The organism is Streptomyces sp. NBC_00377 (assembly GCF_036075115.1).
Taxonomy (GTDB): domain Bacteria; phylum Actinomycetota; class Actinomycetes; order Streptomycetales; family Streptomycetaceae; genus Streptomyces.
The window spans coordinates 8,593,949-8,618,318 of sequence record NZ_CP107958.1; the positions used below are offsets into that span (position 1 = coordinate 8,593,949).

A 24,370-nucleotide genomic window follows, 5' to 3' on the forward strand; every position below is an offset into this window, starting at 1 on the left:
GCCCCCGGGGGTGAGGGGTACCCGGCGCACGAGGATCACCGAGAGCACACGCTGGGAGGAGGCCCGCATGGCCACTGGCACGGAGACCGGGCATGTGACCGGCACACGGGACAAGGACTACAACCTGATCTGGTACGTGGAAGCGTGCCTGGAGAACGCGCTGCGTCTGGAGACCTACATCCAGGACGCCGACAGGGCCGGGGACGCCGAGGTCGCGGACCTGTTCCGCAAGGCGCAGGCCGACAGCCGCAAGGGCGCCGGACTCGGCAAGGCGCTGTTGCGCAGTCGGCTGGACGGCGGCTGACGCCTGCCGCCCGGGGCCCGGACGACGTGGGACGGTCGCGTCGTCCGGGCTCGCGCGCGTCCGGGGCGGCGCCGGGATCCCGCGACGCCGGCCGGACCCTGCGGTGGCCGCGCCGGAGCCCGGGGTGCGTGGTCGGTGTCCGTACGTGTGCGCCGAACCTCAGGACGCACCCGAAGGAAACCGGAGGCCGCTCACGCTGTCCCTGGCCCGCCCGTCGGGCGTCACCCGCGGCAACGGCAACGGCGGATCGGCCTGGCGCAACTCCGCCAGCAACTCGTTCTGCCCCGCGAGGAGTTCGGTGAGGATGCGGCGGGCGGCCCGCAGCAGCTCGGCCACGTCACCGCCCGCGAGCGCGTAGCTGACCGTGGAGCCCTCCCGGATCGACACCACGATCCCGGAGCGGCGCAACACCGCCAGCTGCTGGGACAGGCTGGACGGTTCGATCTCGATCTCGGCGAGCAGGTCCCGTACGGCGACGGGGCCGCCCTGGAGCAGTTCGAGGACCCTGATGCGAACCGGGTGCCCGAGCATGCGGAAGAACTCGGCCTTGGCCTGGTAGAGGGGAACCTGCATGGTCGATCGCTCGCTCCCTGCCGCGGACGGTGCGTGCTGCCTCACGATCCTGGTGGCTGCGGGCTCCGCACACCCGTGTGATGCGTTGATCTGGATGTGTCGAGATGAAGAAATCTTCAATTCGAGGGTGTGCGAAGCCGCGCGCCGTCCGGTTCTCTACACCTCGAGTTCGGCCTCGATCCGCTTGAGCTGGTGGCGGGCCATGGCCAGGTTCGACCGGCCGCGGTCCAGGACGAGGTAGAGGAACAGACCGCTGCCGCCCCGGCCCTTCAGCAGCCGGATGAGGTGGTACTGACTCGCGAGCGTGATCAGGATGTCCTCGATCTCGCCCTTGAGGCCGAGGTGTTCCATGGTGCGGACCTTGGCGCGGATCACATCGGTGTTGCCGGCCGCGGCGACGTTCAGGTCGAGGTCCTTGCCCCCGCCGAGCGTGCCGAGTGCCATGCCGCTGGTGTAGTCCACGACGGCGACCCCCACCGCCCCCTCGATCGCGGTCATCGTCTCCTTCATCGAGATCTCCAGATTCGCCACGGCGCTTCTCCTGCCGCTCGCGCGGGCCCGGGCTCCTCCGGCCCCGCTGGTTCCACGAACGTACGGAGCCCGTCCCCCTACGGGGCGACGCGCTTCGGGACTGGCCCGAGAAGCTTCGGAACAGCAAGATCCCTGCCCTCATCTGCCCGTACAGGGAGGGGAATTGAGCGGATCGGTGGCGGATGGGCGAACGCGTGATCGCGTCTCCCGTGCCGTCACCTCGTCCGTCTCCCGCCCCGTCTCCGCCATGCCCTCGGCCCGCCCCCGGCCCGTCCCCGGGCTTCGGTGCGCGCGCTCCGGCGCGACGAGGTGCTGCACAAGGAGTGGCGCACCCTGCCCGGCGCGGTGCAGGATGACCCCCAACCATCAGGAATCCTGTTGATTCCGCTTTGTCAGACGGACGGGACCGACCATGCCCCTCAGCCCCAGATTCCAGGCCAGGGCCATCCAGCTGCTGCTCGGCGGCATGATGGCCCGTGTGCACAAGGACCTCCGGTTCACCGACGTCCCCAGGCATGCCGAAACCCTTCGGGTGGAGACCGGCGCCGGGCCGGTGACCTGCACCGTCTACCGCCCGTCAGCAGCGGCCACCACCGACCCGCCCGCCCCCGTGTACGTCAACTTCCACGGCGGGGGTTTCATCGTCGGGCGCCCCGAGCAGGACGACCACCTGTGCCGCCGCATAGCCGCCACGGCCGGCTGCGTCGTGGTCAACGTGGATTACGCCGTCTCCCCTCAGCGGCCGTACCCCGCCGCCGTCACCCAGGCCTACGACGTCACCGCGTGGGTCGCCGCGAACGGCGGCACGGGCGGCTGGGACGGCTCCCGGCTCGCCGTGGGCGGACACAGCGCGGGAGCCAACCTGACCGCCGCGGTCTGCCGCACGGCCCGCGACCGCGGCACCTTCACCCCGCGCCTGCAGATTCTCGACTCCGGCCCCTTCGACATGGTCTCCGATCCCGCCGACAAGCTGTCCCGCACAGCCAAGCCGCTGCTCACCCCGTACCTCATGCGGGTCTTCACCGATGCCTACGTTCCGGACCCGGCCGGGCGAGCCGATCCGCTCGTCTCGCCCGGGCTGGCCGACGACCTCGAAGGACTGCCGCCCGCCCTGGTCATCACCGCCGAGAACGACCGTCTGCGCGACGAGGGGGACGCCTACGCCAAGGCCCTGGAGGCCGCGGGCGTCCCGGTCACGCACCGTGTCTTCGAGGGCGTCGACCACTACTTCACGCACGTCGGCCCGGTGCAGGCCGGGAAGGAGGCCATCGCACTGATGGCCTCCAGCCTGCGCACCGCACTGGACGCCTGACACCGCCCGGCTCCGAGCCTCCGGGCGCCGACGGGCGCCCGCGCGGGACCGGAGCCTGCCGGGCTCTACCGCACGAGGTTCCAGTCCTGTGAGCCGTCCGTGAGCGCGCTGTGCAGAGTGAGCTGCGCTCCGGCGGACGCACCGGTCAGGTACAGGCCGGTGTTCTTGACGGACTGGAACCGGTAGAACCCGTCGGCGGTCTTCACGAGGTTCCAGCTTCCGGTGGCGCTGTCGTCGACCCACTGCCCGATCTTCTGACCGGCCGTGGCGTTGCCGGTCCAGACGGCCGCCGCACGTCCGCCCGACTTGTTCAGCAGGGTCACGCCTCCGTTCGGCTCGGTCGTCACGTGCCAGTACTGGGTGTCCGTGATCGCCGCCGCACCGGAGTCCTCCATGACCACTCGGGCACGTCCGCGTTGCCGAGGTTGGCGTCGTTGGTCCTGTTGCCGGTGCCGATCACCTGGCCGGTCCTGCGGTTCACCAGCCGGTAGTAGGCGCCCGCCGAGCCGCCCAGATCGACCTCGGCATGGGCGATCGTGGAGGTGCCCTGGTTGTTGAGGATCGCGACCCGTCCGGTCCCGTCGACGTACTGGAGGTTGCGGCTGTAGCCGGCCGGCGAGGTGGTCTGGTACTCCTTCCACACGCCGTCGCTGCGCCCGCTGTCGTTGACCCAGACGTCACCGCTGCCGGCCGCGTTGTAGACCAGGCGTCCGTCGGGAAGCGCGATGATCACCGGACTGCCGCCGGTCGCGAGCGGCCGGGAGCCGGCCACGACCGGCAGTGAGGTGACGGCCATGCCCGTGGCGGAGCCGCGGAAGAACGTCAGCGGGTCGTCCGCGAGCACGTACCTGGTGGTGGCGCCCCCGCCCCAGTACTCGAACGTGAGCAGCCACCGTCCGTCCGCCGTCCGCACGACGTTCGTCATGCCCGGCCTGCCGCCGCCGATCTCCTTCTTCCCGCCCCCCATGTCCTGGTCCGAGCCGGCGACGTCGACGACGGGAGCGCTCCAGTTCCTGCTCTTCCCGTTCCAGGTCCTGTGCACGAGGATCTGACCGTGCGAGTCCGTGGCCGTGTCGTTGGCGGGGTCGGGCGTCGGGACACCGGTGACCGGATCGAAGCCCGTGTAGTCGTTCTCGTCGGAGTAGTAGGCGACGAGCTTGTTCCTGTAGACCATCAGGTACGGCTCCCAGAGGGGATCGACCTGCTTGGCGGTGTTGGCCCCGGCGATGTTCTGACCGACCGCGCCCGCGCTGCCGCCCTGCCAGCCGCCGGTGGCGATGACGTTGACGACCTGCCAGGTCTTCCCCTCGTCGGCGCTGGAGTACAGGGCGATCGCCAGATCCTTGCGGTCCCCGTCGTTGTTCGGCGTCCAGGCGGGGTCGGCCGCCTTGTGTTCCTTGTAGTAGTAGTCGTCCCCCGACACGACACTCGCCAGGAGCAGCGTGCCCTTCGCGAGGTCGCCGACCTTCTCCGGAAGGACGTACAGGTACGGGTTGGTCCAGTTGCTCGTGTACTTCGCGTACCGGGGGTCGCCGGACAAGTACGCCGGAGCCTTGACCTCGGACAGCGGCTGCCAGGACGTGCCGTCGTCGTCGCTCTTGTAGACCGGCAGGGTCTGCCCGTCGGCGCTGCCCGTCGCGGACACGACGGTGGACTTCTCGAACGAGGCCACCAGACGTCCGCCCGGCAGCTGCGCCGACTTCGGGTAGACCGCGCAGTTGCCCCGGCCCTTGAGGCACGGCTCGTTCCCGAGCTGGTACAGGGTCCCGCCCGTCGGGTTGTACGCCTGCGCGCTGACCATGGGTATCGCCAGCATCGCCGACGCCGCGGCGACGGTTCCCAGCGTCCGGCTCACTCTTCTGCTCCGCATAGCCCCTCCTCGGGGACAGCCATGTCGATGTCGATGTCGATGTCGGTGGGGGTGGGGGTGGGTCAGGCGACGAGGACGCGTACGTCCCAGGGACCGAGGTCCAGTACGGCGCCCGCGGGGACCGCGGCGCCGCTCAGGACGTCGGAGAGGTCCACCGGGACGGCGACGCCGGTCGGCTCCCAGCTCCAGTTGTGGACGATGTGCACGCGGCGGCCGTCGGGCGCGGTGGCGGTCGTCGCGGTGACGGAGACCGGCAGGTCCCGCCAGGCGTGACGCGCGGCCGGCGTCAGCCATTCGGCCAGCGCCCTGGCGAGATCGCGCCCCGGCGCGGTGCCCACGTACGTGACCCGGCCCGCGCCGTGCCGCCGGCTGGTGACCGCGGGCCAGCGCCCGAAGTGCGGGTGGTCGTAGGCGACGAGCACCTCGGCGTCGGTGACGGTCAGTCCGTCGGCCCAGCGGGTCGCCGTCGCACCCTCGGGGAGGTCGAGCGGACCCCCGGGCGCCGACCGCACGGGGACCTCGCCGACGAGGTTGCTGAACTCGTCGTAGCGGACGCCTGCGACGTCGGTCAGCCGGCCGGGGGCCGCTTCGTGCCGGGCCCGGCCCTCGTGGTCGGCGTAGCCGGTGCGGGGGCCGAGGACGAGGTGGCCCCCGGCCTCGGCGTAGGCCGCGAGCCAGTCGAGCGTCGAGTCGGCCGCGAGGTACAGCGCCGGTACGACGAGCACGGGGTGGCGGCGGACCGCCTCCTCGGGCGTCGGCCCCTCCCGGTCCGCGTGCGGGTCGTGCAGCTGCCGGGCGTGCACGATGCGCACCTGCCGGCCCGCCTCGAACGCGCCCCGGTAGAAGGGGTCGAAGAAGCGGTGGTAGGCGGCCGGATCCGGTTCGCCGTCCGGCCTGGCGAGCGGCGGGTACTTCTGCATCAGCCACTTGGCCGGAGTGGAGTACACCATCGTGATGTCGGCGTCCGGTTCGAGCCCGGCGACCAGCCCGCCTGCCGCCTCGAACTCTCCGCCCAGCCGCGCGAGTTCGGCGTACGTGCGGCCGGGCTGCCCGGTGTGGGGGAGGACGCCGCCCCAGTACGTCTCCGCGCCGAAGTGCAGGGTGTTCCAGTGCCAGTACTCGATCATGCGGGCGCCGCGCGCAACGAGCGCCCAGGCTGCCTGGCGCCACTGGCCGTCGTAGGCGGGGCGGTTGTCCCACGGGAAGCCGATGGAGCCGGCGTTCGTCTCGGTGACGAGGAAGGGCTCCTGACGGGAGGAGAACATCCAGTCCGCGGTCTGGTACAGCGCCCAGACGCCGGTCGTCTTCCAGATCTGCTGGTGGTCGTCGGGCGTGGGATCGGGCAGCAGCAGATCGTCCTGCATGCCGTAGTAGGGGTTGCCGGAGGTGATGTCGAGCGCATCGGTCAGTTCGTCGTCCTCCACCGCGGGGCGGGTGTAGGAGATGCAGGTCGTGACGAACTGCTCGGGGTCGGCGTACTCGCGCACGAGGTCGGCCTGCCAGCCGATGAACTCGGTGACCTGGCGGGCCTGGAACGCCCGCCAGGCGACGTCGTACTGGGGCTGCGCGTTGCCGTCCGGGGTCCATAGGTCGGCCCAGGTGGAGAGGCGGTGCGACCAGTAGACGAGGCCCCACTCGCGGTTGAGCGTCTCGACATCGCCGTACGTCTCGCGCAGATGGTCCACGAAGCGCTGGAAGACGCCGTGGTTGTGGAACAGTTCCAGGCCCGGTTCGTTGTCGACCTGGAAGCCGATGACCGCGGGGTGCCCGGCGTAGCGGGCGACGATCTTACGGATCACCCGCTCGGCGTGGAAGCGGAAGGCGGGGTGGGTGAAGTCGACCTCCTGACGGGCGCCCCAGCCGATGCGCTCACCGGTCCGCCGCTCGCCCGTGATCTCCGGGTACTGCCGGGCCAGCCACGGTGGGACGGCGTACGTCGGTGTGCCGAGGACGACGGAGATGCCGCGTTCGTGGGCGCCGTCCAGCACCGGCTGGAGCCAGTCGAGGTCGAACCGTCCGTTCTCCGGCTCCCAGGTGGACCACACCGACTCGCCGACCCGGATGACGCTGACATGCGCGTCGGCCATCAGGTCCAGGTCGGTCTTGAGGCGCTCCTCGGGCCGTTCGGTGCCGTACGGGGGCCGGTACTCGTGGTAGTACGCGGCGCCGAAGAGGACGCGGGCAGGCAGAGCCGCCATGAAGGAAACCTCCGGGATGACGAGGGGGCGAGGGCGCCGGAAAGGGGCCGCAGAGGGGAAGGGGGCAGGAGGGGGTCAGGAGGGGGTCAGGAGGGGGTCAGGAGGGGGTCACTGTTTGACGCCGCCGGTGGCCAGGCCGCTCTGCCAGTAGCGCTGGAGCAGCAGGAAGGCCACCACGAGCGGGACGATCGAGATGAGCGAGCCGGTCACGACCAGTGCGAGCATGTCGCTGCTCGAGCCCGCCCCGCCGTTCTGCGCCTGCGCGGCCCACGAGGACAGGCCGACGGTGACGGGATACAGATCCGGGTCGTTCAGCATGATCAGCGGCAGGAAGTAGTTGTTCCAGGTCGCCACCAGCGTGAACAGCAGGACCGTCACCAGACCGGGACCCAGCAGCCGCAGGACGATCCGGAAGAAGATCCGGGCCTCCCCGGCCCCGTCGATGCGGGCGGCCTCCAGGAGGCTGTCCGGGACGGCGTCCTGTGCGTAGATCCGCATGAGGTAGAGGCCGAAGGGGTTGACCAGGGAGGGCAGGACGACCGCCCAAGGGGTGTTGACCAGGCCTGCCTTGGCGAAGAGCAGATAGGTCGGGATGGCCAGCGCGGTGGTCGGGACCATGACCGCGCCGAGCACCAGGTTGAAGGCGGCCCGGTCGCCGCGGAAGCGGAACTTGGCGAAGCCGTACCCGCCGGCGGCGGCGAGCAGCGCGGCTCCGACCGCGCTGACTCCCGCGTACATGACCGTGTTGAGCAGCCAGTGGACGAAGACCCCGTCGTCCTGGGTGAAGGTGGCCCTGACGTTGGCCGACAGCTGCGGGGCGTGCGAGAACCACAGGCCGAAGGTGTTGAACAGGTCCTGGGTGCTCTTGGTGGAGGCGATCAGCAGCCAGCACAGCGGCAGCAGGAAGTACGCCAGCACGGCCAGCATGGCGATCGTCAGCGGGGTGCTGCGCCGGGCCCGCGGACGCTTTCCCGGGGGAGCGGCGGAGGCCGGGCGCACCGGCTCGGTGCTCGTGGTCGTCGGGGTCGTGGTCGTCACGCGGTCCTCCTGCGGTTCGCGGTGAGCAGGACGGCGTAGGAGGCGATCACGATGACGAGGCCGAGGAGGAAGGACACCGTGGCCGCGTAGTTGACCTGCTGGCCGGTGAACGCGAGCGTGTAGGCGTAGAGGTTGGCGGTGTAGGAGCTGCTGATCACGTCCGGGGCGATGGTCATCAGCAGCTTCGGCTCGTTGAACAGCTGGAAGCTGCCGATCACCGAGAACAGCAGCGTGAGCATCAGCGCCGGGCGCAGGGCCGGCAGCTTGATGGACCAGGCGATCCGCCAGGCGCCGGCCCCGTCCATCGCGGCCGCCTCGTACAGCTCCTCGGGAACGGTGCGCAGGGCCGCGTACAGGATGATCATGTTGTAGCCGACGAACTCCCAGGTCACGATGTTCGCCAGGCTGCCGAGCATCCAGCCGTTGCTGAGGAAGTCCGGGACGGGCAGGCTGAGGTCGCGGCTGAGCTGGGCGAAGGGGCCGAAGTCCGGCCCGTACAGATAGCCCCACATGAGCGCGGCGACCACGCTCGGGACGGCGTACGGGACGAAGATGCCCAGGCGGATGACCCGGGCCAGCCGGAGCAGTCCGCTGTCGAGAGCCAGGGCGAACACCAGCGCCAGCAGCAGCATCAGCGGGACCTGGATCACGAAGAACAGCGCGACGCGTCCGATGCCGTGCAGGAACTGCGGATCGCCGAGGGCCTGGGCGTAGTTGTCGAGCCCGACGAACGCCGTCCCGCCGATGAGGCGTTCCTGGAACAGGCTGAGATAGGCGGCGTAGCCGAGGGGGGCGAGAAAGAGCAGCAGGAACAGCACCATGAACGGTGCGACGAACAGCGGCCCCGCCGCCCGTTGACGGCTCACCTCAACTCCCCTTGACGGTGAAGCCCTGGTTCTTGGCGTACGACGTGAGCCGTGACTGCCAGGTGCCGAGCGCGCGGAGGGTGTCGGACTTGTCGGCGAAGGACTTGCCGACCGTCTCGGTCCAGTCGGTCGCCGCCTGGTCGAGGAACGGGGGCCACTGGAAAGAGGAGTTGACCGTGGAGCTGATGTCGGCGAACACCTGGTTGACCTTCTGGCCGCCGTAGAACGAGGGGGCGTCGGAGACGAACTCGGTGTCCGAGAGCAGGGCCTTGGTCGCCGGGAAGAAGAACTGCTCGGTGGCGAACATCTTCGCGCTGGCGGGGTCGGTGTTGAGGAACTGAGCGAACATCGCCGCCGCGATCGGGTTCTTCGTGGAGCGGATGACTGCGGTGGTGGAACCGCCCCAGTTGCCGGAGCTGGGCTTCGCGGCGTCCCACTGCGGCAGCGGCGCCGCCCGCCATTTGCCCGCGGTGGCCTTGGCGGAGCCGGAGAGGAACACGGGCCCCCAGGCGGCGGTGATCCAGGTGGCGTACTTGCCCTTGTTGAGGGCCGCGTACCAGGAGTCGGTGAAGTCGGGTTCGACGCCGATGACGCCCTCCTTCGCGAGGCCGCCCCAGAAGGTGCCGAGCTTCCGGGACACCGCGTCGTCGACGCTGATGGTGATGTCGCTCTTGCCCGAGGTGACGTACGGCTTGGCGCCTGCCTGCCACAACAGGCCGTGCCAGGCGGCGACCTGGTTGGCCGCGAGATTGGTGAGGTAGACGTCCGGGTCGGCCTTGTGGAGCTTGCGCGCCGCCGCGGCGAACTCGTCCCAGGTCTTGGGCACGTCTATGCCGTGCTCGTCGAAGATGTCCTGCCGGTACAGCATGCCCATCGGGCCGGTGTCCTGCGGGATCGCCCAGACTTCGCCCTTGGTGCCGCTGACCTGGCCCCAGGTCCAGTCCACGAAGGTGGACCTGAGCGCGGAGGCGCCGTAGGGGCGCAGGTCGAGCAGGCTGTCGGTGATGGTGAAGGTGGGGATGGCCTGGTACTCGATCTGCACCATGTCCGGGGCGCCGCTGCCGGCCTTCAGCGCCGTCCGCAGCTTGGTGTACTGAGGGGTCCCCTGACCGGCGTTGACCACCTTGACCTTGATGGCCGGGTACTTCTTCTCGAAGAGCGCGACCTCCTTGTCGATGTTCGGGACCCAGGTCCAGAAGGTCAGTTCGGTCGGTGTCTTCATCGCCTTGTCGATGTCGGCCTGGCCGACCGGCTTGGACGACGCGGACGAACCGCCGGAGTCGCTGCCCCCGCAGGCGGTGAGGGCGGCGCCGAGCGACAGGGCGCCCGTCGTGGTGAGGAACAGCCGACGGCTCATCGAGGAGCGGCCGGACAGGGACATGAACGTGTGCTGAGACATGGTGAACTCCCGCCGGGGGCGATGGTCACGGCACGCCTGACGAGGGCGTGCGAAGGCATGGTGGAGGAAGGCGTGGTGGAGGAAGGCGTGGGCGAGCGCCGAAGCTGGTTCGCCGGTGCGGCCGGGGCCGGGAAGGGGATCGCGAAGGGAGGTACGAAGGTCGGAGACCCGATTCAGGGCCTGCCACGGTCAGCGGCGGTCCGGGGCGGCTCCGGGACGGTGGCGAGGGGCGCGGACGGTACAGCGGCTCGTCTTCGGGTCACGCGCGCGGCCATGAGGGCGGTCGGTCGGTCGGCGGGTCCGGCCGGGCTGTTCAGTGCGGTGTCGGTCGGCCTCCGTTCGCGTGCGGCGCGGGGGGCGCGGCGCCGAGGACCGGGGCGGCGGTGCGCTGCCCGCGATCCGGGGTCGTCCGGTTCGGCGGGGGCGCGGTCGAGGACCGGACGACGAGGTCGACCGGTGGGTCGCTCGCCGGCAACGGGGTCACGTCCGGATTCTCGATGGCGTGCACCAGACGTTTCAGTCCCTCCTGCGCCACGGCGTCGAACGGCTGCGGCACCGTGGTCAGCGGAGGAGTCACATAGGCGGCGACCGGAACGTCGTCGAAGCCGACGACGCTCACGTCCTGCGGCACGCGCCGGCCCGCCTCCGTCAGCGCGCGGATCAGACCGATCGCCATGTCGTCGTTGGCGGCGAACACGGCGGTGACGGCGGGGTCCGCGGCCAGTTGTCGGCCTGCGGCGTAGCCGGACGCGGCGGACCAGTCGCCCTCGACGACCGGCGGCACCTCCCTGCCGTGGGCGGCCAGCGTGGTCCGCCAGCCTTCCAGCCGGTCCCGTGCGGCGTACCAGCGCCGTGGTCCGGCGAGGTGATGGACCGTCATGTGGCCGAGCGCCAGGAGGTGTTCCGTGGCGATGCGGGCCATCAGGTCGGCTCCGTCACCCGCGGTCAGTACCGTGGGCGCGGCGACCGAGGACGGTGCGCCGAGGACCAGGACCGGCACGTCCACGCGGACGGAGACCTCGCCGTCGGCTCCCTGTTCGTCGATCGGCTCCGAGATGACGATGCCGTCCACGCCCTGGTCGAGGAGCGAGTCCACCGCGCCGGCGATGCCCGCCGGGTCACCTTCCATCGTGTTGACCACGCGGAGCGCGTATCCGGTGTCCCGCAGGGCGCGCTCGACTCCCATGAGCAGGGAGGCGGGGCCGTACAGGGCCGTGCCCAGCGTCACCACGCCGATGGAGCGGGTGCGTCCGGAGGCCAGCGCCCGGGCGGCGTTGTTGCGCCGGTATCCGAGCTGTTCGGCGGCTTCGAGGACGCGCCGGCGTACGTCGGCGGAGACGTACTGCTCGTCGTTGAAGACCCGCGAGACCGTCTTCTGCGAGACGCCGGCCAGGCGGGCCACGTCCACGCTGCGCGGCGCGGCGGTGTTACCGCCCCGCCCTGTTCCTCGCGTCATGGTGTCTCCCGGTGGCCGCACGTCCGAACGATACTGCCAGACGTCCTCGCATGACTGCGCAGTCATGTCTGCGGTGACATGTCTACGCAGTCATAAGGCGGCCGTCAAGAGGTGGGACCGCATCCGTCACGTCGGACGGTGGAGAGGCGCCGGGGGGCCCGGGGGCTCAGCTCGACGGCAGCCACTTCTCGAGGGCGGCGATGAGGCGGTCGAGCGCGGGCTCCTCGGTGGAGCGGTCCGTCGTCACCGTCCGGCCGCCGAACTGGAGCGTGTACCGGAACATGTCGGCCGCCCCCGCGTTCACCGAGAAGGCGGGGACATCGGCCAGGGCCGGATCCCCGAGCAGCGTCCGCAGCGTCGTGAACTGGGCGGCGGTGGTGCGGCGCACCGCCGATTCGCCTCCGTCGCTGGTCCGGACCGTGCCGTCGCCCCGCAGGGCCACCAGTCGGTTCACGCCGGCGAAACCGCCGGTCACCGTCATGGTCACCAGCTTCTGGTTCGGGCCGGTGACGGGCACCGGGGTCGGACTCGCCGACGCCGGGAACGGCGCCGAGGGGGAGGCGGAGGGCGAGGCGGACGGGGCGGTCGGGCGAGGGGGTGAGGCGGACGTCGGCGGGGTGTCGGGCACGGTCACCGAGACGACGGTCTCGTCCGTCGGCTCCGCCGTCTTTCCGTCGTCCCCGTCCCCGGCGGAGCACCCCGCCAGCGCCAGCGCCGCGGCCGCGCACACCATCACCGAACTCCGAGTGAGCACCTCGTCCTCCCTGCCTGCCGTGAGCCCCTGAGTACCCGTCATCTCAGGGTGTCATGCCGTGGGTCCCGGCACCGGCTCCGCGCGGCCGGGGAGGCCTGCGCCCTCGCCGCCACCCCCACCACCCCCGGGCCGCACCCGCCGCCTCGCCAGGCGCCCTGAAACACTCCGCCGACCGCCGACCGCCGACCGCCGACCGCCGACCGCCGACCGCCGACCGCCGACCGCCGACCGCCGACCGCCGACCGTCCCTGTGTCCCGGCCGGCGGCCGGGTTCCCGGTCCGGTCGCGTCGTCGCTTGCGGCCGGGCCGGGGGAGCGGGCAGGGTTTCCTGCCGTGGCCACCTTGCTGATCGTCCATCACACCCCCTCGCCGCACTGCCAGGCGCTGTTCGAAGCGGTCGTCTCGGGCGCGACGGCGCCGGAGATCGAGGGCGTCCGCGTCGAGCGGCGGGCCGCCCTCGCCGCGACCGCCTCCGACGTCCTGGCCGCCGACGCCTACCTGCTGGGCACCCCGGCCAACCTGGGCTACATGTCCGGCGCGCTCAAGCATTTCTTCGACCAGATCTACTATCCGTGCCTCGACACCACCCGCGGCCGGCCCTTCGGCTACTACGTGCACGGCGGCAACGACCTCACCGGCGCGGTACGCGCCGTCGAGACCGTCACCACCGGCCTGGGCTGGCGGCGCGCGGCCGAGCCGGTCGGGGTCACCGGGGAACCCGGCAAGGCGGACGTGGCGGCGTGCTGGGAGCTGGGGGCGACGGTCGCTGCGGGGCTGATGGGCTGAAGGGCGGGCACGACGGTATCGCCGTACGTCGGTGACCGGTGACCGGTGGCCGCCGGATCCGGGCACGCGCGCCCCGTCGAGCGCGCGTCCGACACCCTCGGCCGTCGCGCCGGAGGCAGGTCGGGCGTCGGGGCCCGGCTCAGTTCCAGAGCGGGTACGTCACCACCCGCGCGAACTGCTCGGGCCTGTCACCGAGATAGGTGAGGCTGATCCGGCTGTAGTGCTGCACCTGCGGGTGCTTCTTCCACGACTGCGGCCGGTCCAGCTTCACGACCACGGCGTAGGGGTGGAAGTGGCCCGCCGCGCAGTAGGGATCGCAGTCGTTGACGACGTTGACCCCCGTGGCCCGCGCCGAGCTCCGGCCCCAGCTGTCCCAGTGCAGCGAGACGAGCCGGCTGTTGCCGTCGCCGCACGCCAGCACGAAGTTCTTGGGGCGCACCTGGGCGTGCCAGAAGCAGTCGACCAGGACGGGCCTCGTGACCTGCCGTGCCGTGGGTGCCGAGGCGGCCGCAGACGTGGCCGGCACGGCCGACGCCGAGCCGACGGTCGCCGTGAGGCCCAGCGCCGCACAGAGCATGACCGCTGTTCTCGTCATGTGTCGCATGTCCGCTCCCGCCCGACCGACCGGGGGCCGTCTGGGTGCCGCGCCCCGGTGAGGTTCTCTACCGACGCTACGACGACAAGCGGAAGGGGACCACTCGAACGGCTCATGTCCGGTGCCCGGGGGCGACCGCCCGTGACGTGCTGCGTCGGCTGGAGCGGTGCGTCGGCAGGCTGTGGCGCATCCGGTCCCTGACGAGGCCTGTCCCCGGTGCGGCGCTTCCCCCGTCTCGCGGCTGAAAACATGCGCCGAGCAGGCCGTGTCCTCGGTCGGACATGGTCATTTCCAGCCGTTGTTTTGGCATTCCCATGACAAATCAGTGCACGCAGTGCCACGCTGCTGCCGAAGTTCACCATTCCTTCACACCCGCATCATGCGGGGCATCCGCCACTCACCCCCCACCTCCTTCCACCCGCCAGCCGTGCAGCGCTCCGGACCGGCCCCATCCCGTCGGTCCGCCCCCACCACGGTCCCCACCACGGGCCGACCGTCGCACAGAAGGAGAACCCGTTGCCCCGGCGACACCGCCCCACCCTCCGGCGCAGACGCGCCACCGCCCTCGCGCTGACGACCATCGGCACCCTGCTCGCCCTGGGAGCCCCCGCCGGCACGGCCGGCGCGGCCCCGGCGGACCCGGGCCCGTCCAAGATCACCGCAGTGCCCCGCGCGGGGGCCGCCGCGACCTCCCTGACACCGGCCCGCCGCGCCTCACTGATCAAGAGCGCGCAGACCGCGGCCGGCACCACGGCCCGGCAACTGGCCCTCGGCACGCAGGAGAAGCTCGTCGTCAGGGACGTCGTCCAGGACGCCGACGGCACCACCCACACCCGTTACGAACGCACCTACGCGGGGCTGCCCGTCCTCGGCGGCGACCTCGTCGTCCACGTGAAGGGCAACCGCACCACCGTGTCCAGGGCGAGCGGGGCGACCCTCACGCTGCCGTCCCTCACCCCGAAGCTCTCCGCGGCCAACGCCACCGGCAAGGCCCTCGCGGCCGCGAAGGGCGCCGACGTCACCGGCGCCGGGACCGGGCGAGCGCCCCGCCTGGTCGTCTGGGCCGGCGCCGCCAAGCCCGTCCTGGCCTGGGAGACGGTGGTCGAGGGCGTCCAGCCCGACGGCACGCCCAGCGAACTACAGGTCGTCACCGACGCGAGCACCGGCAAGCAGATCCTTGCGGCCGAGAAGGTGCACACCGGTGAAGGCACCGGCCAGTACGTCGGCACGGTTCCCGTCGGCAGCACCCTCTCGGGATCGACGTACCAGCTCACGGACGGCGACCGCGCCGGGCACAAGACGTACGACCTGAACCAGGGCACCTCCGGCACCGGCACCCTCTTCACGGACGACAACGATGTCTGGGGCAACGGTCTGCCGTCCAACCGCCAGACCGCGGGCGTCGACGTGGCCTTCGGCGCCGCCGCCACCTGGGACTACTACAAGGACGTCTACGGCCGCAACGGCATCCGCAACGACGGTGTCGCCGCCTACAGCCGGGCGCACTACGGAAGCAGCTACGTCAACGCCTTCTGGCAGGACAGCTGCTTCTGCATGACCTACGGCGACGGCTCGGGCAACACGCACCCGCTGACCTCCCTCGACGTGGCCGCCCACGAGATGAGCCACGGCGTCACCGCCGCCACCGCCAACCTGACCTACTCGGGCGAGTCCGGCGGTCTCAACGAGGCGACCTCCGACATCTTCGCCGCCGCCGTCGAGTTCCACTCGAACCTCGCCGCCGACCCCGGCGACTACCTCGTCGGCGAGAAGATCGACATCAACGGCAACGGCACCCCGCTGCGTTACATGGACAAGCCTTCCAAGGACGGTTCCTCCCGCGACAGCTGGAGCTCCACCCTGGGCGGCGTCGACGTCCACTACTCCTCGGGCCCCGCGAACCACTTCTTCTACCTGCTCTCCGAGGGCAGCGGCGCCAAGACCGTCAACGGCGTGGCCTACGACAGTCCGACCTACGACGGTCAGGCCGTCACCGGCATCGGCATCGAGAACGCCGCCGCCGTCTGGTACCGGGCACTGACGACGTACATGACGTCGTCGACCGACTACGCGGGCGCCCGCACCGCCACCCTCCAGGCGGCGGGTGACCTCTTCGGCGCCTACAGCCCCACCTACCTCGCCGTCGCCGACGCCTGGGCCGCCATCAACGTGGGCAGCCGGATAGCCCTCGGCGTCAATGTCGCCCCGATCGCCGACCAGACCAGCGGCGTCGGCCAGGCGGTCAGCCTCCAGGTGGACGCCTACACCACCAACTCCGGTGCGGGCCTCACCTACGCGGCCACCGGTCTGCCCGACGGCCTGACCCTCGGCGCGAACGGTCTGATCTCCGGGACGCCGACCACCCTCGGCACCAGCGACGTCGCCGTCACGGTCACCGACGGCACGGGCGCGTCCTTCACGGACACCTTCACCTGGCGGATCGCGTACATCTACGCCACCGCCACCCGCGTCGACATCCCCGACAACGGCGCCGCGGTCGAGTCCCCGATCACCATCGCGGGCCGGGACGGCAACGCCTCCGCCACCACATCGGTCTACGTCAACATCGTCCACACCTACCGCGGTGACCTGACCGTCGACCTGGTCGGCCCCGACGGCACCGTCTACTCGCTCCTCAACCGCAGTGGCGGCTCCGCCGACAACGTCGACCAGACCTTCACGATCGACGCCTCGGCCCAGCCCCTCAACGGCACCTGGAAGTTGCGCGTCCAGGACCGCGCGTCGATCGACGTCGGCTACATCCAGCGCTGGCAGCTCACCCCCTGACCGCACAGCACCTCACGCCGCCGCCCGGGTCCTGCCCAGGACCCGGGCGGCGGTGCGTCGAGGGCGGGCCCCGGGGGAGAGACACGGGTGTCGGCCCCGATGGCCCTCCGTCGGCACGTGACCGTGGAGGAGGCCCGGAGCGCCGGGTCACGCCGAGGCCGGCCGGCCTCGGCCGCACCTGAGCGGCGCTCGCTCCCGCGCTCCCAGGACGCGCCACGAGCGCCCGACGGCCCCGGCGCGACGTCTGCGGAGCGCGCGGGCCCCGCGTGGGGAGGGCCGCGGCCTCAGCGACGCCGGGGTGGGGCGACGATCCCGCCCGCGAGCTGGGTCAGGGAGGTGCCGCGTGCCCACAGCCGCAGCCGGGGGCCGTCGATCAGGTAGGTGTGGCCCTCGCGCGAGGCCCACACCTCGTCCCGGCGCGTGAACGTGCCCCGGTGCACGACGAGCCGCAGCGGGGGACCGGTCCGGCCCCTGGTCCGTGTCCGTGCCCGGCAGGAACAGGCCGACTCCTCGTCGGGCAGCGGCTCGGCGACGGGACGGAACGCCACGTCGAGCAGTCGTCCGCGGCCGTCGCGGGCGGCGAGGTGGAGCGTGTCGTGCCGGGGAGGCGGCAGCACCCGCCAGCCGTCCCGCCGGAGCATCCGGGCCACGGCGAGCACCAGCTCGGGCATGTCCAGCTCGGCCAGTTCCTGGGCGCTGTAGTACCCGCCCCGCCGCCGGGCCGGCCGACGGGACCGACGGCGCAGCACGGCGGCGGTCAGCACGAGCGGCACGACCATCAGCGCGCAGACCGGCGCGCCGAACGCGCGGTAGACCAGCCCGAGTCCCGCCAGTGCCGCGCAGCCGACGACGACCGAGGCCGCGAACGCCGGCAGGACCTCGCGCAGCCGGGGACCGTCGCGGCCCGACGCGCGCAGCTCGCGTACCGTCCGTCGGCGCCGGGCACGCGCCGACTCGCCGGCGGGCGTCCGCTCCCGTCCGTGTGCCATCAGGGCCGGCCCCCCCACCCCATACACCACGATGCGTGAGGGATGGATACCCGCAGGGCGGGCGATCGCCCCCATAGGCCGCTTTTCCGCCAGGGCTTGGCCGAAGACCGTCCGGCGGGCCGTTGTCAGTGGTGGGTGACACCCTGCTGGTCATGGACGAGGCTGAGTTCTTGCGGGGCCGGGTGTACGGCGCCGATCACGACGACGCGGGCCCCCGCCCGGAGCGGGCGTACGCCCAACTGGTGGGAGGCCCGCTGGACGGGCTGCTGCTGGACGTCACGGACCGGTCCGGTCACGAACCGCGCGAGGTGGCGCTGATCACCGAGATAGGGCGTTACGGACCCGGCGGCCGCGCCCTGTACGGACCACGCGGGGGCGACGACCGCCGCTTCGACTGGCGGGGCGACGCACCGGGCGCACCCTGACCGGCCCTGCTCCCGTCGGCCCGGGGAGGCCCGGAGCATCAGGTCCGGCCGCCGCGGACGTCGGCGGGTGCTTCTCCGAACGGACTCGCGCGCGGGAGTCGCCGGAGCCCGCCGTCCCTCAGAACGGGATCCCGCGGACGGGCGGGGTGCGGGGCCCCGGCCTGCGGCGGCCAGAACGATGGCTTCCGCCGCGGCAAGGTGATCAAATGTGCGAATGTCCACAGGATCCTCACCCGCCGCTCGCGTTGCGCCCGCAGCGCCGACCGTTCGTCATGGCTGGCACAAGCTGCTGATCGCCCTCTTCGTGCTGGGTCGGGTGACCCGCATCCCCGCCGCGATGGACGGCGCCACGGGAGCGACCCCGTCGGGCTGGTGGAACGTGCTGTGGGAGGTGCTCCTCCTGGTGCTGGCGGCCTTCGCCGTGAGCGAGTGGGAGATCCTCGGCGCCGCGTCCTGGCGCATGCCGGTCCGGCAGTGGATCTGCATGGTCGTCTTCCATGTCGGGCTGATCGGCTTTCTGGTGACCCTCTTGGTCCGGCTGCTCCAGCCCTGAGTCCCTTGCCGTGAACGGGCGCTGACGGGGAGTCACGCCGCGGCGCCCCGGTGACGGCCGGATCGTTTGTTCGATCGTACGAACATGGCTTCGATGGGTTACTTCTGTCCTCCGAGCTTGATAGGAAACTTTCCTGTCAGTTGCAGGACAGAGTCATCCCCACCCCCCACTCCTCACCTGGAGCCACTGTGGTGCACATATCCCGGCCGGGCGACGGCCCCGCCCCCACCTCTCGTCGCCTCTTCCTCGCCCTCACCGGCGCCCTGGCGGTCGCGCCGCTCCTCGACGCCCACCGGGCGACCGCCGCCCCGGCGGCGAAGGGCCTCGACGACCCGGCGAAGAAGGAGATCGCCATGAAGCTGGTGTCGAGCGCGGAGAACTCCTCGCTCGACTGGAAGGCCCAGTACCGCTACATCGAGGACATCGGCGACGGTCGTGGCTACACGGCCGGAATCATCGGGTTCTGCTCCGGCACCCACGACATGCTCGACCTCGTACAGCTCTACAGCGACCGCAAGCCCGGCAACGTCCTCGCCAAGTACCTGCCCGCCCTGCGCGCGGTCGACGGCAGCGACTCGCACGCCGGTCTCGACCCGAACTACCCCAAGGACTGGCGCAAGGCCGCCCAGGACACGGCGTTCCAGCAGGCGCAGAACGACGAGCGCGACCGCGTCTACTTCGATCCTGCCGTCCGGCAGGGCAAGACGGACGGTCTGCGCGCCCTCGGTCAGTTCACCTACTACGACGCCATCGTCATGCACGGCGACGGGACCGACCCCACCAGCTTCCGCAACATCCGCAAGCGTGCGCTGACCAAGGCCAAGCCGCCGGCCCGCGGCGGCGACGAGACGACGTATCTGAACGCCTTCCTCGACGCCCGCGTCTGGGCCATGAAACAGGAGGAGGCGCACAGCGACACCAGCCGCGTCGACACCGCCCAGCGCGTGTTCCTGCGCAAGGGCAACCTCGACCTCGAGCCGCCCCTCGACTGGAAGGTGTACGGGGACAGCTACCACATCGGCTGAGCGCCCTCGGCGATCCCGCGCCGGTCCGGGCGCGCGGGTCCGGGTTCCGGGTCCGGGTCCGCGCGCCACGGCCGGCACGGGATCACCGTGCCGCCGCCGACCGGTCGTGCCGCCGCTCGGCCCGGTGGCACGCCGTGCCGGCCGACGACCGGGTCGCGGCCGCCCGCCGACCCCTGGGCAGGGCCGTGCGGGGTTCCGGGTGCCGGTACCGTCGACCGGCGGCGATGAAGGAGTGAGTGGTGTGGCCGGGGCGTGCGGAGTCGGTTCGTCAGTCGGTTCGTGGGTAGTCGCGCCGATATGAACGGGGTAGTGAAGGCGGTGCGGATGGAACCTGTCCCGCCCGGCCAGGGTCCCTCCGTCCTTGACGAGGGCCCTGCGGAGACGACGGTGGCACTGGAGGGCGAAGACGGGTGCATCGCCCGGGCGCGCCGGCTCACCGGAGAGTTCCTGACCCGCGTCCGGAGCCGGCACGGCCTGGCCGTGTCGGCCCGGGCCATGGACCTGTCCCAGCTCGTGGTGAGCGAGCTCGTCACCAACGCGCTCAGATACGCGTCCGCACCGGTCGTGCTCCAGCTGCGTGTCGTCGGGGCGGCGGTGGAGATCGTCGTGCGGGACGGCGATCCGGTGCTGCCGGTGCCCGGCGCACCGGACCCGACGCGGATCGGCCAGCACGGTCTGGAGATCGTGCGGGCCGTGGCGGACGACTTCGATGTCGCGCGGGAGCCGGTGGGCAAACGGATCGTCGTCCGCCTGGGCCTGTCCGAGTGACCGTGAAGCGGCCCGCCCGTTCTGCGACCGCGGACCGCCCTCAGCGTCCGGCGGGCGCCCCGTCGGCGATGCTGAAAGAGGCTCGGCCCAGGACGAGTACACCGTCGGAGAGCGGCGTGCAGCGTACGCCCCCTTTGCCGCGCAGCGCGCGCTGCGCTCCGGGCCCGACGGTGACGTCCATCCACGCGCAGGGCCGTGCGGGCCGGTTCACGGCGAACGTCACGGGACCGGTGCCGGAGTCGAGCACGATCGTCGAGCCGACACAGGAGTCGATGTCGACGCCGCGCAGCAGGATGTTCCGGCGTGTCTGCCGCAGGCCGACGGCCGGATCGACGTGCCGGGGCAGATTCTCCGCGGACATGATGGTCACCGAGGCGTCCCGGTGGGCGGGGCGCCCGTAGTAGCGGTCGCCGACCAGGCCCAGACCGCGGCGGACCTGGATCCGCGGCACGAGTTCGTCGTCCGGGCCGTCCGACGGTCCGTCGGCGGGGCGCCCGGCGAACCGGTGCGACGCCGACACCAGCAGCTCGACCACCTCGACCTCCGTCATGGGGCCCACCCTAGGCGCACGGCCGGGCACGGCGGCGGCCGGTAAGGCGCACGGCCGGGCACGGCGGCGGCCGGTACGGCGCGAAGGCGCGTACCGGCCGACACCGGCTGACTCGTGTCAGGGCCTGAAGGGAAGGGTGGCGCAGTTCGACGTGGCCGGCCTGCCGTGGAGCCGGTCGCTCAGCCAGGAGATGGCGTCGCCCTGGTCGGCGATCAGCGGGGTGAAGTGGTTGATCAGGGAGCTGCCCAGACCGGGCAGCATCAGCGGCTTGTAGGTGACGTCGGCTCCCTTGGCGCACCACGCGACCGCGAGGGCGCGCGCCTGGGCGTGGGGGACCAGGTCGTCCGCGGTGCCGGTCGCCACCCGCACCGGAGACGTGGGCCTCAGAGTGCCGATGCGCTGATCGGCGAGGAACGCCTTCAGGGCGGGCTCGGACTCGATGATGTCGCTGAGGGAACGCCCGTCCGTGGTCCAGTCGGTGCTGCTCGCCGAGTTGTAGCCGAGGAGGGCGTCGCCCACGCACATCGTCGAGAGGTCCTTGAGCGCGGCGCGGCCGGTCGCGTTGAGGTGTGCCTCGGCGATCGGCACGAGGGCGGGATCGGATTCCAGGAAGCCGTTCACCGACCAGCCGAGCGCGCCGGCCAGGTCGCTGCCGTCGATGGCCTCGGTGACAGCGACCAGGTCGGCGGGCGGCGCTCCCGCGTAGGTCCCGGCGAGGGTGACGTCGGGGGCGTACGAGGGCTGGAGTTCGGCGGCGGCCGCGGTGGCTCCTCCGCCCTGGCTGTAGCCGTAGAGGGCGACCCGGGAGCCGGCCGTCAGCGACGCGGTGGCGAGGGAACGGGCCGCCCGGACGGCGTCCAGCACGGCGTGGGCCTCGTCGACCCGGTTGACGTAGGTGTGCAGCCGGTCGGTCGCGCCCAGTCCGGTGTAGTCCGTGACCACGACGGCGATGCCCCGGGCGAGGAGCCGGTAGATCGCCAGGTCCTCGTAACCGACCGACAGCGTCCGGCTGTTGACGAGGAGCGGGTGTTCGAGGCCGAGGGAGGCGGCGCACTGGTCGCCCTGGCCCATCGTGCCCGGGGCCACGGCGACCAGCGGTCGTGGGCCGCCGCCCGTCCAGTGGGCGGTCGGCTCGATGTACGCGCCGGTGACCGCCATGGGCCGGCCGGCCGAGTCGGTGGATTTGTACATCAGGCGGGTCGCCGTGCCGGGCAGCGGTCCTTCGACACCGGGGAGGCTCAGTGCCAGCGGTAGCGGCTCGGAGCGGATCAGGGCGCCGTCGGCCGCCGGAAGGGCGGCGGGCGGGTTGTAGAACGTGGGGATGGTGACGCCGCGCGAGACCACGGCGTCCGGCTGCGGGGTAGCCTCGGCGGGTACTGCGGTGACGCCGAGGCAGGCGGCAGCGGTGACGGCTGCGGCCAGCAGGCGGGTGGGGGCGGGCATGGCGGACCTCCGGGAAGGTGGGAGGCCGAGCCTTCGTCTGCGGCTCGGGTGGCGGACGGCCCGGTGGGGTGCGGACCGTGACGACCGAGCGGCACGAGGCTTCGGTCGCCCACCGTTGCCCCGCACCGCTCTTAGACGAACTGTCAGGACCGTAGCGAGGGATCGGTTACCTCGGGTAGCGGCCGGTAGGTTACGGTTCAGTAATATGACTGCTCAGTAGCAAGCCTGAAGCGCTCAGTTCATCGATCAGCTGGACCACCGGAGACGCCCATAAGCGGTCCGTCGGCGACAATGTCTGACAAAACAAAACCGCGGGGTCACCTGTCGCTAGCGTCCCGGGCCATGAACACCGACCGCAGGCGCGGCGCGCAACTCGGCGACCACGACTCCCGAGACGACACCTTCGTGCCGGCCCAGCCCGGCACCCACCACTCCTCGACACAGACGGCCACCGCGAGCGGCAGCGCCAGGATCACGCAGAAGAACACCCAGCTGAAGTTCTCGATCCCGGTGATCGGACCCCTGCTCAGCCTGGCCTGGGCCCATCCGCTGATCGCGGGGCTCACGGCCGTGGCGGTCGTCGGGGGAGGGGGCGCGGCGCTCTCGGCCGGCCTGCCGGGCTCGACCGCCTCGCCATCGACCGCGCTGGTGCGCGGCTTCGTCATGGAGCAGTCGGACGGCCGGAAAGCCCCCACGGGCTACGACTTCACCCACACCCCGCCCGTGGTCGCCGACTCCGGCACGGACGTCCTCTACGTCCAGGGCGGCTACCTGGTGTCGACCAGCGGCAAACTGGCCTCCTGGGGATCCTCTGGGGCGCCCACGGCGGAGAGCTGCCGGAAGGCCGTCACCGAGAACCCGGAACGGAAGACGGCTGTGTCGGTCGGGTACGCGATGTGCTACCTCGACCGCAACGGCGACCCCGGTTACCTCACCGTCACCGCCTCCGACACCGGCTCCGTCACCGTCGACACGGCCCATCTGGGCTGACCGGACCGCCCCCCAACGGGCCTGTCGGGGCAGTGTGGTTGACTACGATCGTGTTGCACGAGTCGGACTTCCGCACCACGGACCTGCCGGTGGGCGACCGGTTCGAGGCGTGGGCGGAGCGCATGGGCCGTACCCACGCGCCCATGCAGCTCACCAGCGACCGCACCGCCGACTTCCACGGTCACCAACGCCTGATCGGCCTCGGAGACGTGACGGTGTGGCCCGCGAGCTTCGACCCCATGGTCTTCCGCCGCACGCCGAGACTCGTCCGCCAGTCCGATCCCGAGACCTACCACCTCTCCCTGCTGCTGGCGGGCGAAGGAGCGGCCGACTGGGGCAGACAGCGGGCCTCCTACCGGATCAACGACTTCCACGTCAACTCCTCCTCGCGGTCGTGGAAGGTGCTCACCGGCTCCGAGCCCGTCAGCGTCGTCGGCGTCGAGGTGCCGCGTGCTCTGGTGGGGCTGGCCGGGAACCGGGCGGACGGGGTCCTGGGGAGTCTGCTGTCGGGCCGCGAAGGGGTCGGCGCACTGCTCTCGCAGCTCCTGCGCCAGCTGGTCGCGGACACCTCCTCGTACCAGCCCTCGGACGCGCCCCGGCTGGGCACGGTCGTCGCGGACCTCGTCACGGCCCTCTTCGCGCACACCGTCGATGCCGACCCCCGGCTCCCGCCCGAGACCCGCGAGCGCACCCTCACCCTCCACGTCAAGACGTTCATCCGCAGGCATCTGGGCGACCCGGACCTGACCCCCGCCGGGGTCGCCGCCGCTCACCACGTCTCCCGCAGCTACCTGTACCGGCTGTTCCAGGCCGAAGGCCTCACCGTCGCCTCCTACATCAGACACCAGAGGCTGGAGAACGCCCGCCGCGACCTCGCCGACCCCCGGCTGCGCGAGCTGCCCATCCACGCCGTCGGAGCCCGCTGGGGCTTCCCCCGCGCAGCCGAGTTCGCGCGGGCGTTCCGCACCGCCTACGGCCTTCCGCCCAGCGCGCTGCGCGAACAGGCCCTGACCGGGGCGCCGGGCGTCCTCCCCGTGACCCGGTCGGTGGACGCTGTGCCAAGCAGTCGTGGACCGTCCGCCAACGACACACCGTCCGCATCTCCCGCATCCTGGTGATCGCCGCGGCGTACCACCGCGGCATCCGGGCCCGTGCCAG

General features: G+C 71.7%; 22 protein-coding genes and 1 pseudogene. 10 read left to right on the forward strand and 13 right to left on the reverse strand.

What is annotated here, in order from left to right; all coding sequences use genetic code 11:
* The first annotated feature begins 67 nt into the window (after nt 1–67).
* Nucleotides 68–304: a hypothetical protein gene (locus tag OHS71_RS38220; RefSeq protein WP_328483905.1), complete on the forward strand. Its 237-nt coding sequence runs from the start codon at nt 68–70 to the stop codon at nt 302–304.
* Nucleotides 305–463: 159 nt separating this feature from the next.
* On the opposite strand, the gene OHS71_RS38225 is transcribed toward OHS71_RS38220, so the two are convergent.
* Both OHS71_RS38225 and OHS71_RS38230 read right to left on the reverse strand, forming a co-directional pair.
* Nucleotides 464–877: an ArsR/SmtB family transcription factor gene (locus tag OHS71_RS38225; protein ID WP_328483906.1), complete on the reverse strand. Its 414-nt coding sequence runs from the start codon at nt 875–877 to the stop codon at nt 464–466.
* A gap of 156 nt (nt 878–1,033) precedes the next feature.
* The gene (locus OHS71_RS38230) at nt 1,034–1,408 is read right to left on the reverse strand and encodes a hypothetical protein (protein ID WP_028806388.1); all 375 of its coding nucleotides are present in this window, start codon (nt 1,406–1,408) and stop codon (nt 1,034–1,036) included.
* Nucleotides 1,409–1,820: 412 nt separating this feature from the next.
* Between OHS71_RS38230 and OHS71_RS38235 the strand changes: the two genes are divergently transcribed.
* Entirely contained in the window at nt 1,821–2,720 is a 900-nt protein-coding gene (locus OHS71_RS38235; RefSeq protein WP_328483907.1) for an alpha/beta hydrolase, read from the forward strand.
* Nucleotides 2,721–2,785: 65 nt separating this feature from the next.
* On the opposite strand, the pseudogene OHS71_RS38240 reads toward OHS71_RS38235, so the two are convergent.
* From OHS71_RS38240 to OHS71_RS38270, 7 genes and pseudogenes are all read right to left on the reverse strand, one after another.
* A pseudogene (locus OHS71_RS38240) lies at nt 2,786–4,590 on the reverse strand (RICIN domain-containing protein).
* Nucleotides 4,591–4,652: 62 nt separating this feature from the next.
* Nucleotides 4,653–6,788: a beta-galactosidase gene (locus OHS71_RS38245; protein WP_328483908.1), complete on the reverse strand. Its 2,136-nt coding sequence runs from the start codon at nt 6,786–6,788 to the stop codon at nt 4,653–4,655.
* A 108-nt stretch (nt 6,789–6,896) separates the two neighbouring features.
* A complete protein-coding gene (locus OHS71_RS38250) occupies nt 6,897–7,826 on the reverse strand; it encodes a carbohydrate ABC transporter permease (RefSeq protein WP_443047133.1) in 930 nt (309 codons plus the stop codon).
* Nucleotides 7,823–8,647, reverse strand: a complete 825-nt coding sequence (locus OHS71_RS38255; protein WP_328484779.1) for a carbohydrate ABC transporter permease — start codon at nt 8,645–8,647, stop codon at nt 7,823–7,825. The genes OHS71_RS38250 and OHS71_RS38255 overlap by 4 nt, the downstream gene beginning before the upstream one ends.
* Nucleotides 8,648–8,693: 46 nt before the next feature.
* Nucleotides 8,694–10,091 carry an ABC transporter substrate-binding protein gene (locus OHS71_RS38260; RefSeq protein ID WP_328483909.1) on the reverse strand — a complete coding sequence of 466 codons (1,398 nt, stop codon included), beginning with the start codon at nt 10,089–10,091 and terminating at the stop codon, nt 8,694–8,696.
* Nucleotides 10,092–10,404: 313 nt separating this feature from the next.
* Entirely contained in the window at nt 10,405–11,547 is a 1,143-nt protein-coding gene (locus OHS71_RS38265) for a LacI family DNA-binding transcriptional regulator (protein WP_328483910.1), read from the reverse strand.
* A 166-nt stretch (nt 11,548–11,713) separates the two neighbouring features.
* Nucleotides 11,714–12,301: a hypothetical protein gene (locus OHS71_RS38270; RefSeq protein ID WP_328483911.1), complete on the reverse strand. Its 588-nt coding sequence runs from the start codon at nt 12,299–12,301 to the stop codon at nt 11,714–11,716.
* A 333-nt stretch (nt 12,302–12,634) separates the two neighbouring features.
* Here OHS71_RS38270 and OHS71_RS38275 point away from each other — a divergent pair, with 333 nt between their 5' ends.
* The gene (locus OHS71_RS38275) at nt 12,635–13,087 is read left to right on the forward strand and encodes a flavodoxin family protein (RefSeq protein ID WP_328483912.1); all 453 of its coding nucleotides are present in this window, start codon (nt 12,635–12,637) and stop codon (nt 13,085–13,087) included.
* Nucleotides 13,088–13,226: 139 nt separating this feature from the next.
* Here the strand turns inward: OHS71_RS38275 and OHS71_RS38280 are convergent, their stop codons facing one another.
* Entirely contained in the window at nt 13,227–13,691 is a 465-nt protein-coding gene (locus OHS71_RS38280) for a hypothetical protein (protein ID WP_328483913.1), read from the reverse strand.
* Nucleotides 13,692–14,198: 507 nt separating this feature from the next.
* Between OHS71_RS38280 and OHS71_RS38285 the strand changes: the two genes are divergently transcribed.
* On the forward strand, nt 14,199–16,469 hold the full coding sequence (locus OHS71_RS38285; RefSeq protein ID WP_328483914.1) for a M4 family metallopeptidase: 2,271 nt from the start codon (nt 14,199–14,201) through the stop codon (nt 16,467–16,469).
* A 284-nt stretch (nt 16,470–16,753) separates the two neighbouring features.
* On the opposite strand, the gene OHS71_RS38290 is transcribed toward OHS71_RS38285, so the two are convergent.
* Entirely contained in the window at nt 16,754–17,458 is a 705-nt protein-coding gene (locus OHS71_RS38290; RefSeq protein WP_328483915.1) for a hypothetical protein, read from the reverse strand.
* A 152-nt stretch (nt 17,459–17,610) separates the two neighbouring features.
* Here OHS71_RS38290 and OHS71_RS38295 point away from each other — a divergent pair, with 152 nt between their 5' ends.
* The 4 genes from OHS71_RS38295 (at nt 17,611) to OHS71_RS38310 (ending at nt 20,229) form a co-directional block, all read left to right on the forward strand.
* Nucleotides 17,611–17,883, forward strand: coding sequence for a hypothetical protein (locus OHS71_RS38295; RefSeq protein ID WP_328483916.1), 273 nt, complete (start codon nt 17,611–17,613; stop codon nt 17,881–17,883).
* A 214-nt stretch (nt 17,884–18,097) separates the two neighbouring features.
* Nucleotides 18,098–18,436 (forward strand): hypothetical protein, encoded by a 339-nt coding sequence (locus tag OHS71_RS38300; protein ID WP_328483917.1) that lies wholly within the window; start codon nt 18,098–18,100, stop codon nt 18,434–18,436.
* Between the two features lie 188 nt (nt 18,437–18,624).
* Nucleotides 18,625–19,461, forward strand: a complete 837-nt coding sequence (locus OHS71_RS38305; protein ID WP_328483918.1) for a chitosanase — start codon at nt 18,625–18,627, stop codon at nt 19,459–19,461.
* Nucleotides 19,462–19,785: 324 nt separating this feature from the next.
* On the forward strand, nt 19,786–20,229 hold the full coding sequence (locus OHS71_RS38310; protein WP_328483919.1) for an ATP-binding protein: 444 nt from the start codon (nt 19,786–19,788) through the stop codon (nt 20,227–20,229).
* A gap of 40 nt (nt 20,230–20,269) precedes the next feature.
* Here OHS71_RS38310 and OHS71_RS38315 read toward each other — a convergent pair whose 3' ends face one another.
* Together OHS71_RS38315 and OHS71_RS38320 are read right to left on the reverse strand one after the other, a co-directional pair.
* A complete protein-coding gene (locus OHS71_RS38315; protein WP_328483920.1) occupies nt 20,270–20,779 on the reverse strand; it encodes a molybdenum cofactor biosysynthesis protein in 510 nt (169 codons plus the stop codon).
* 117 nt (nt 20,780–20,896) lie between these two features.
* Nucleotides 20,897–22,222, reverse strand: a complete 1,326-nt coding sequence (locus OHS71_RS38320) for a lipase family protein (RefSeq protein ID WP_328483921.1) — start codon at nt 22,220–22,222, stop codon at nt 20,897–20,899.
* A gap of 342 nt (nt 22,223–22,564) precedes the next feature.
* Here OHS71_RS38320 and OHS71_RS38325 point away from each other — a divergent pair, with 342 nt between their 5' ends.
* Together OHS71_RS38325 and OHS71_RS38330 are read left to right on the forward strand one after the other, a co-directional pair.
* The gene (locus OHS71_RS38325; RefSeq protein ID WP_328483922.1) at nt 22,565–23,212 is read left to right on the forward strand and encodes a hypothetical protein; all 648 of its coding nucleotides are present in this window, start codon (nt 22,565–22,567) and stop codon (nt 23,210–23,212) included.
* A 50-nt stretch (nt 23,213–23,262) separates the two neighbouring features.
* Nucleotides 23,263–24,330 (forward strand): helix-turn-helix domain-containing protein, encoded by a 1,068-nt coding sequence (locus tag OHS71_RS38330; protein ID WP_328483923.1) that lies wholly within the window; start codon nt 23,263–23,265, stop codon nt 24,328–24,330.
* Nucleotides 24,331–24,370: the final 40 nt, after the last annotated feature.

Excerpts from the sequence above, each read along its gene's own strand:
- OHS71_RS38220 (WP_328483905.1), top strand. The coding sequence starts at position 68 with ATGGCCACTGGCACGGAGACCGGGCATGTGACCGGCACACGGGACAAG.
- OHS71_RS38225 (WP_328483906.1), bottom strand. The coding sequence starts at position 877 with ATGCAGGTTCCCCTCTACCAGGCCAAGGCCGAGTTCTTCCGCATGCTC.
- OHS71_RS38235 (WP_328483907.1), top strand. The coding sequence starts at position 1,821 with ATGCCCCTCAGCCCCAGATTCCAGGCCAGGGCCATCCAGCTGCTGCTC.
- OHS71_RS38245 (WP_328483908.1), bottom strand. The coding sequence starts at position 6,788 with ATGGCGGCTCTGCCTGCCCGCGTCCTCTTCGGCGCCGCGTACTACCAC.
- OHS71_RS38255 (WP_328484779.1), bottom strand. The coding sequence starts at position 8,647 with ATGGTGCTGTTCCTGCTGCTCTTTCTCGCCCCCCTCGGCTACGCCGCC.
- OHS71_RS38260 (WP_328483909.1), bottom strand. The coding sequence starts at position 10,091 with ATGTCTCAGCACACGTTCATGTCCCTGTCCGGCCGCTCCTCGATGAGC.
- OHS71_RS38265 (WP_328483910.1), bottom strand. The coding sequence starts at position 11,547 with ATGACGCGAGGAACAGGGCGGGGCGGTAACACCGCCGCGCCGCGCAGC.
- OHS71_RS38280 (WP_328483913.1), bottom strand. The coding sequence starts at position 13,691 with ATGCGACACATGACGAGAACAGCGGTCATGCTCTGTGCGGCGCTGGGC.
- OHS71_RS38290 (WP_328483915.1), bottom strand. The coding sequence starts at position 17,458 with ATGGCACACGGACGGGAGCGGACGCCCGCCGGCGAGTCGGCGCGTGCC.
- OHS71_RS38295 (WP_328483916.1), top strand. The coding sequence starts at position 17,611 with ATGGACGAGGCTGAGTTCTTGCGGGGCCGGGTGTACGGCGCCGATCAC.
- OHS71_RS38300 (WP_328483917.1), top strand. The coding sequence starts at position 18,098 with ATGTCCACAGGATCCTCACCCGCCGCTCGCGTTGCGCCCGCAGCGCCG.
- OHS71_RS38310 (WP_328483919.1), top strand. The coding sequence starts at position 19,786 with ATGGAACCTGTCCCGCCCGGCCAGGGTCCCTCCGTCCTTGACGAGGGC.
- OHS71_RS38315 (WP_328483920.1), bottom strand. The coding sequence starts at position 20,779 with ATGACGGAGGTCGAGGTGGTCGAGCTGCTGGTGTCGGCGTCGCACCGG.
- OHS71_RS38320 (WP_328483921.1), bottom strand. The coding sequence starts at position 22,222 with ATGCCCGCCCCCACCCGCCTGCTGGCCGCAGCCGTCACCGCTGCCGCC.
- OHS71_RS38325 (WP_328483922.1), top strand. The coding sequence starts at position 22,565 with ATGAACACCGACCGCAGGCGCGGCGCGCAACTCGGCGACCACGACTCC.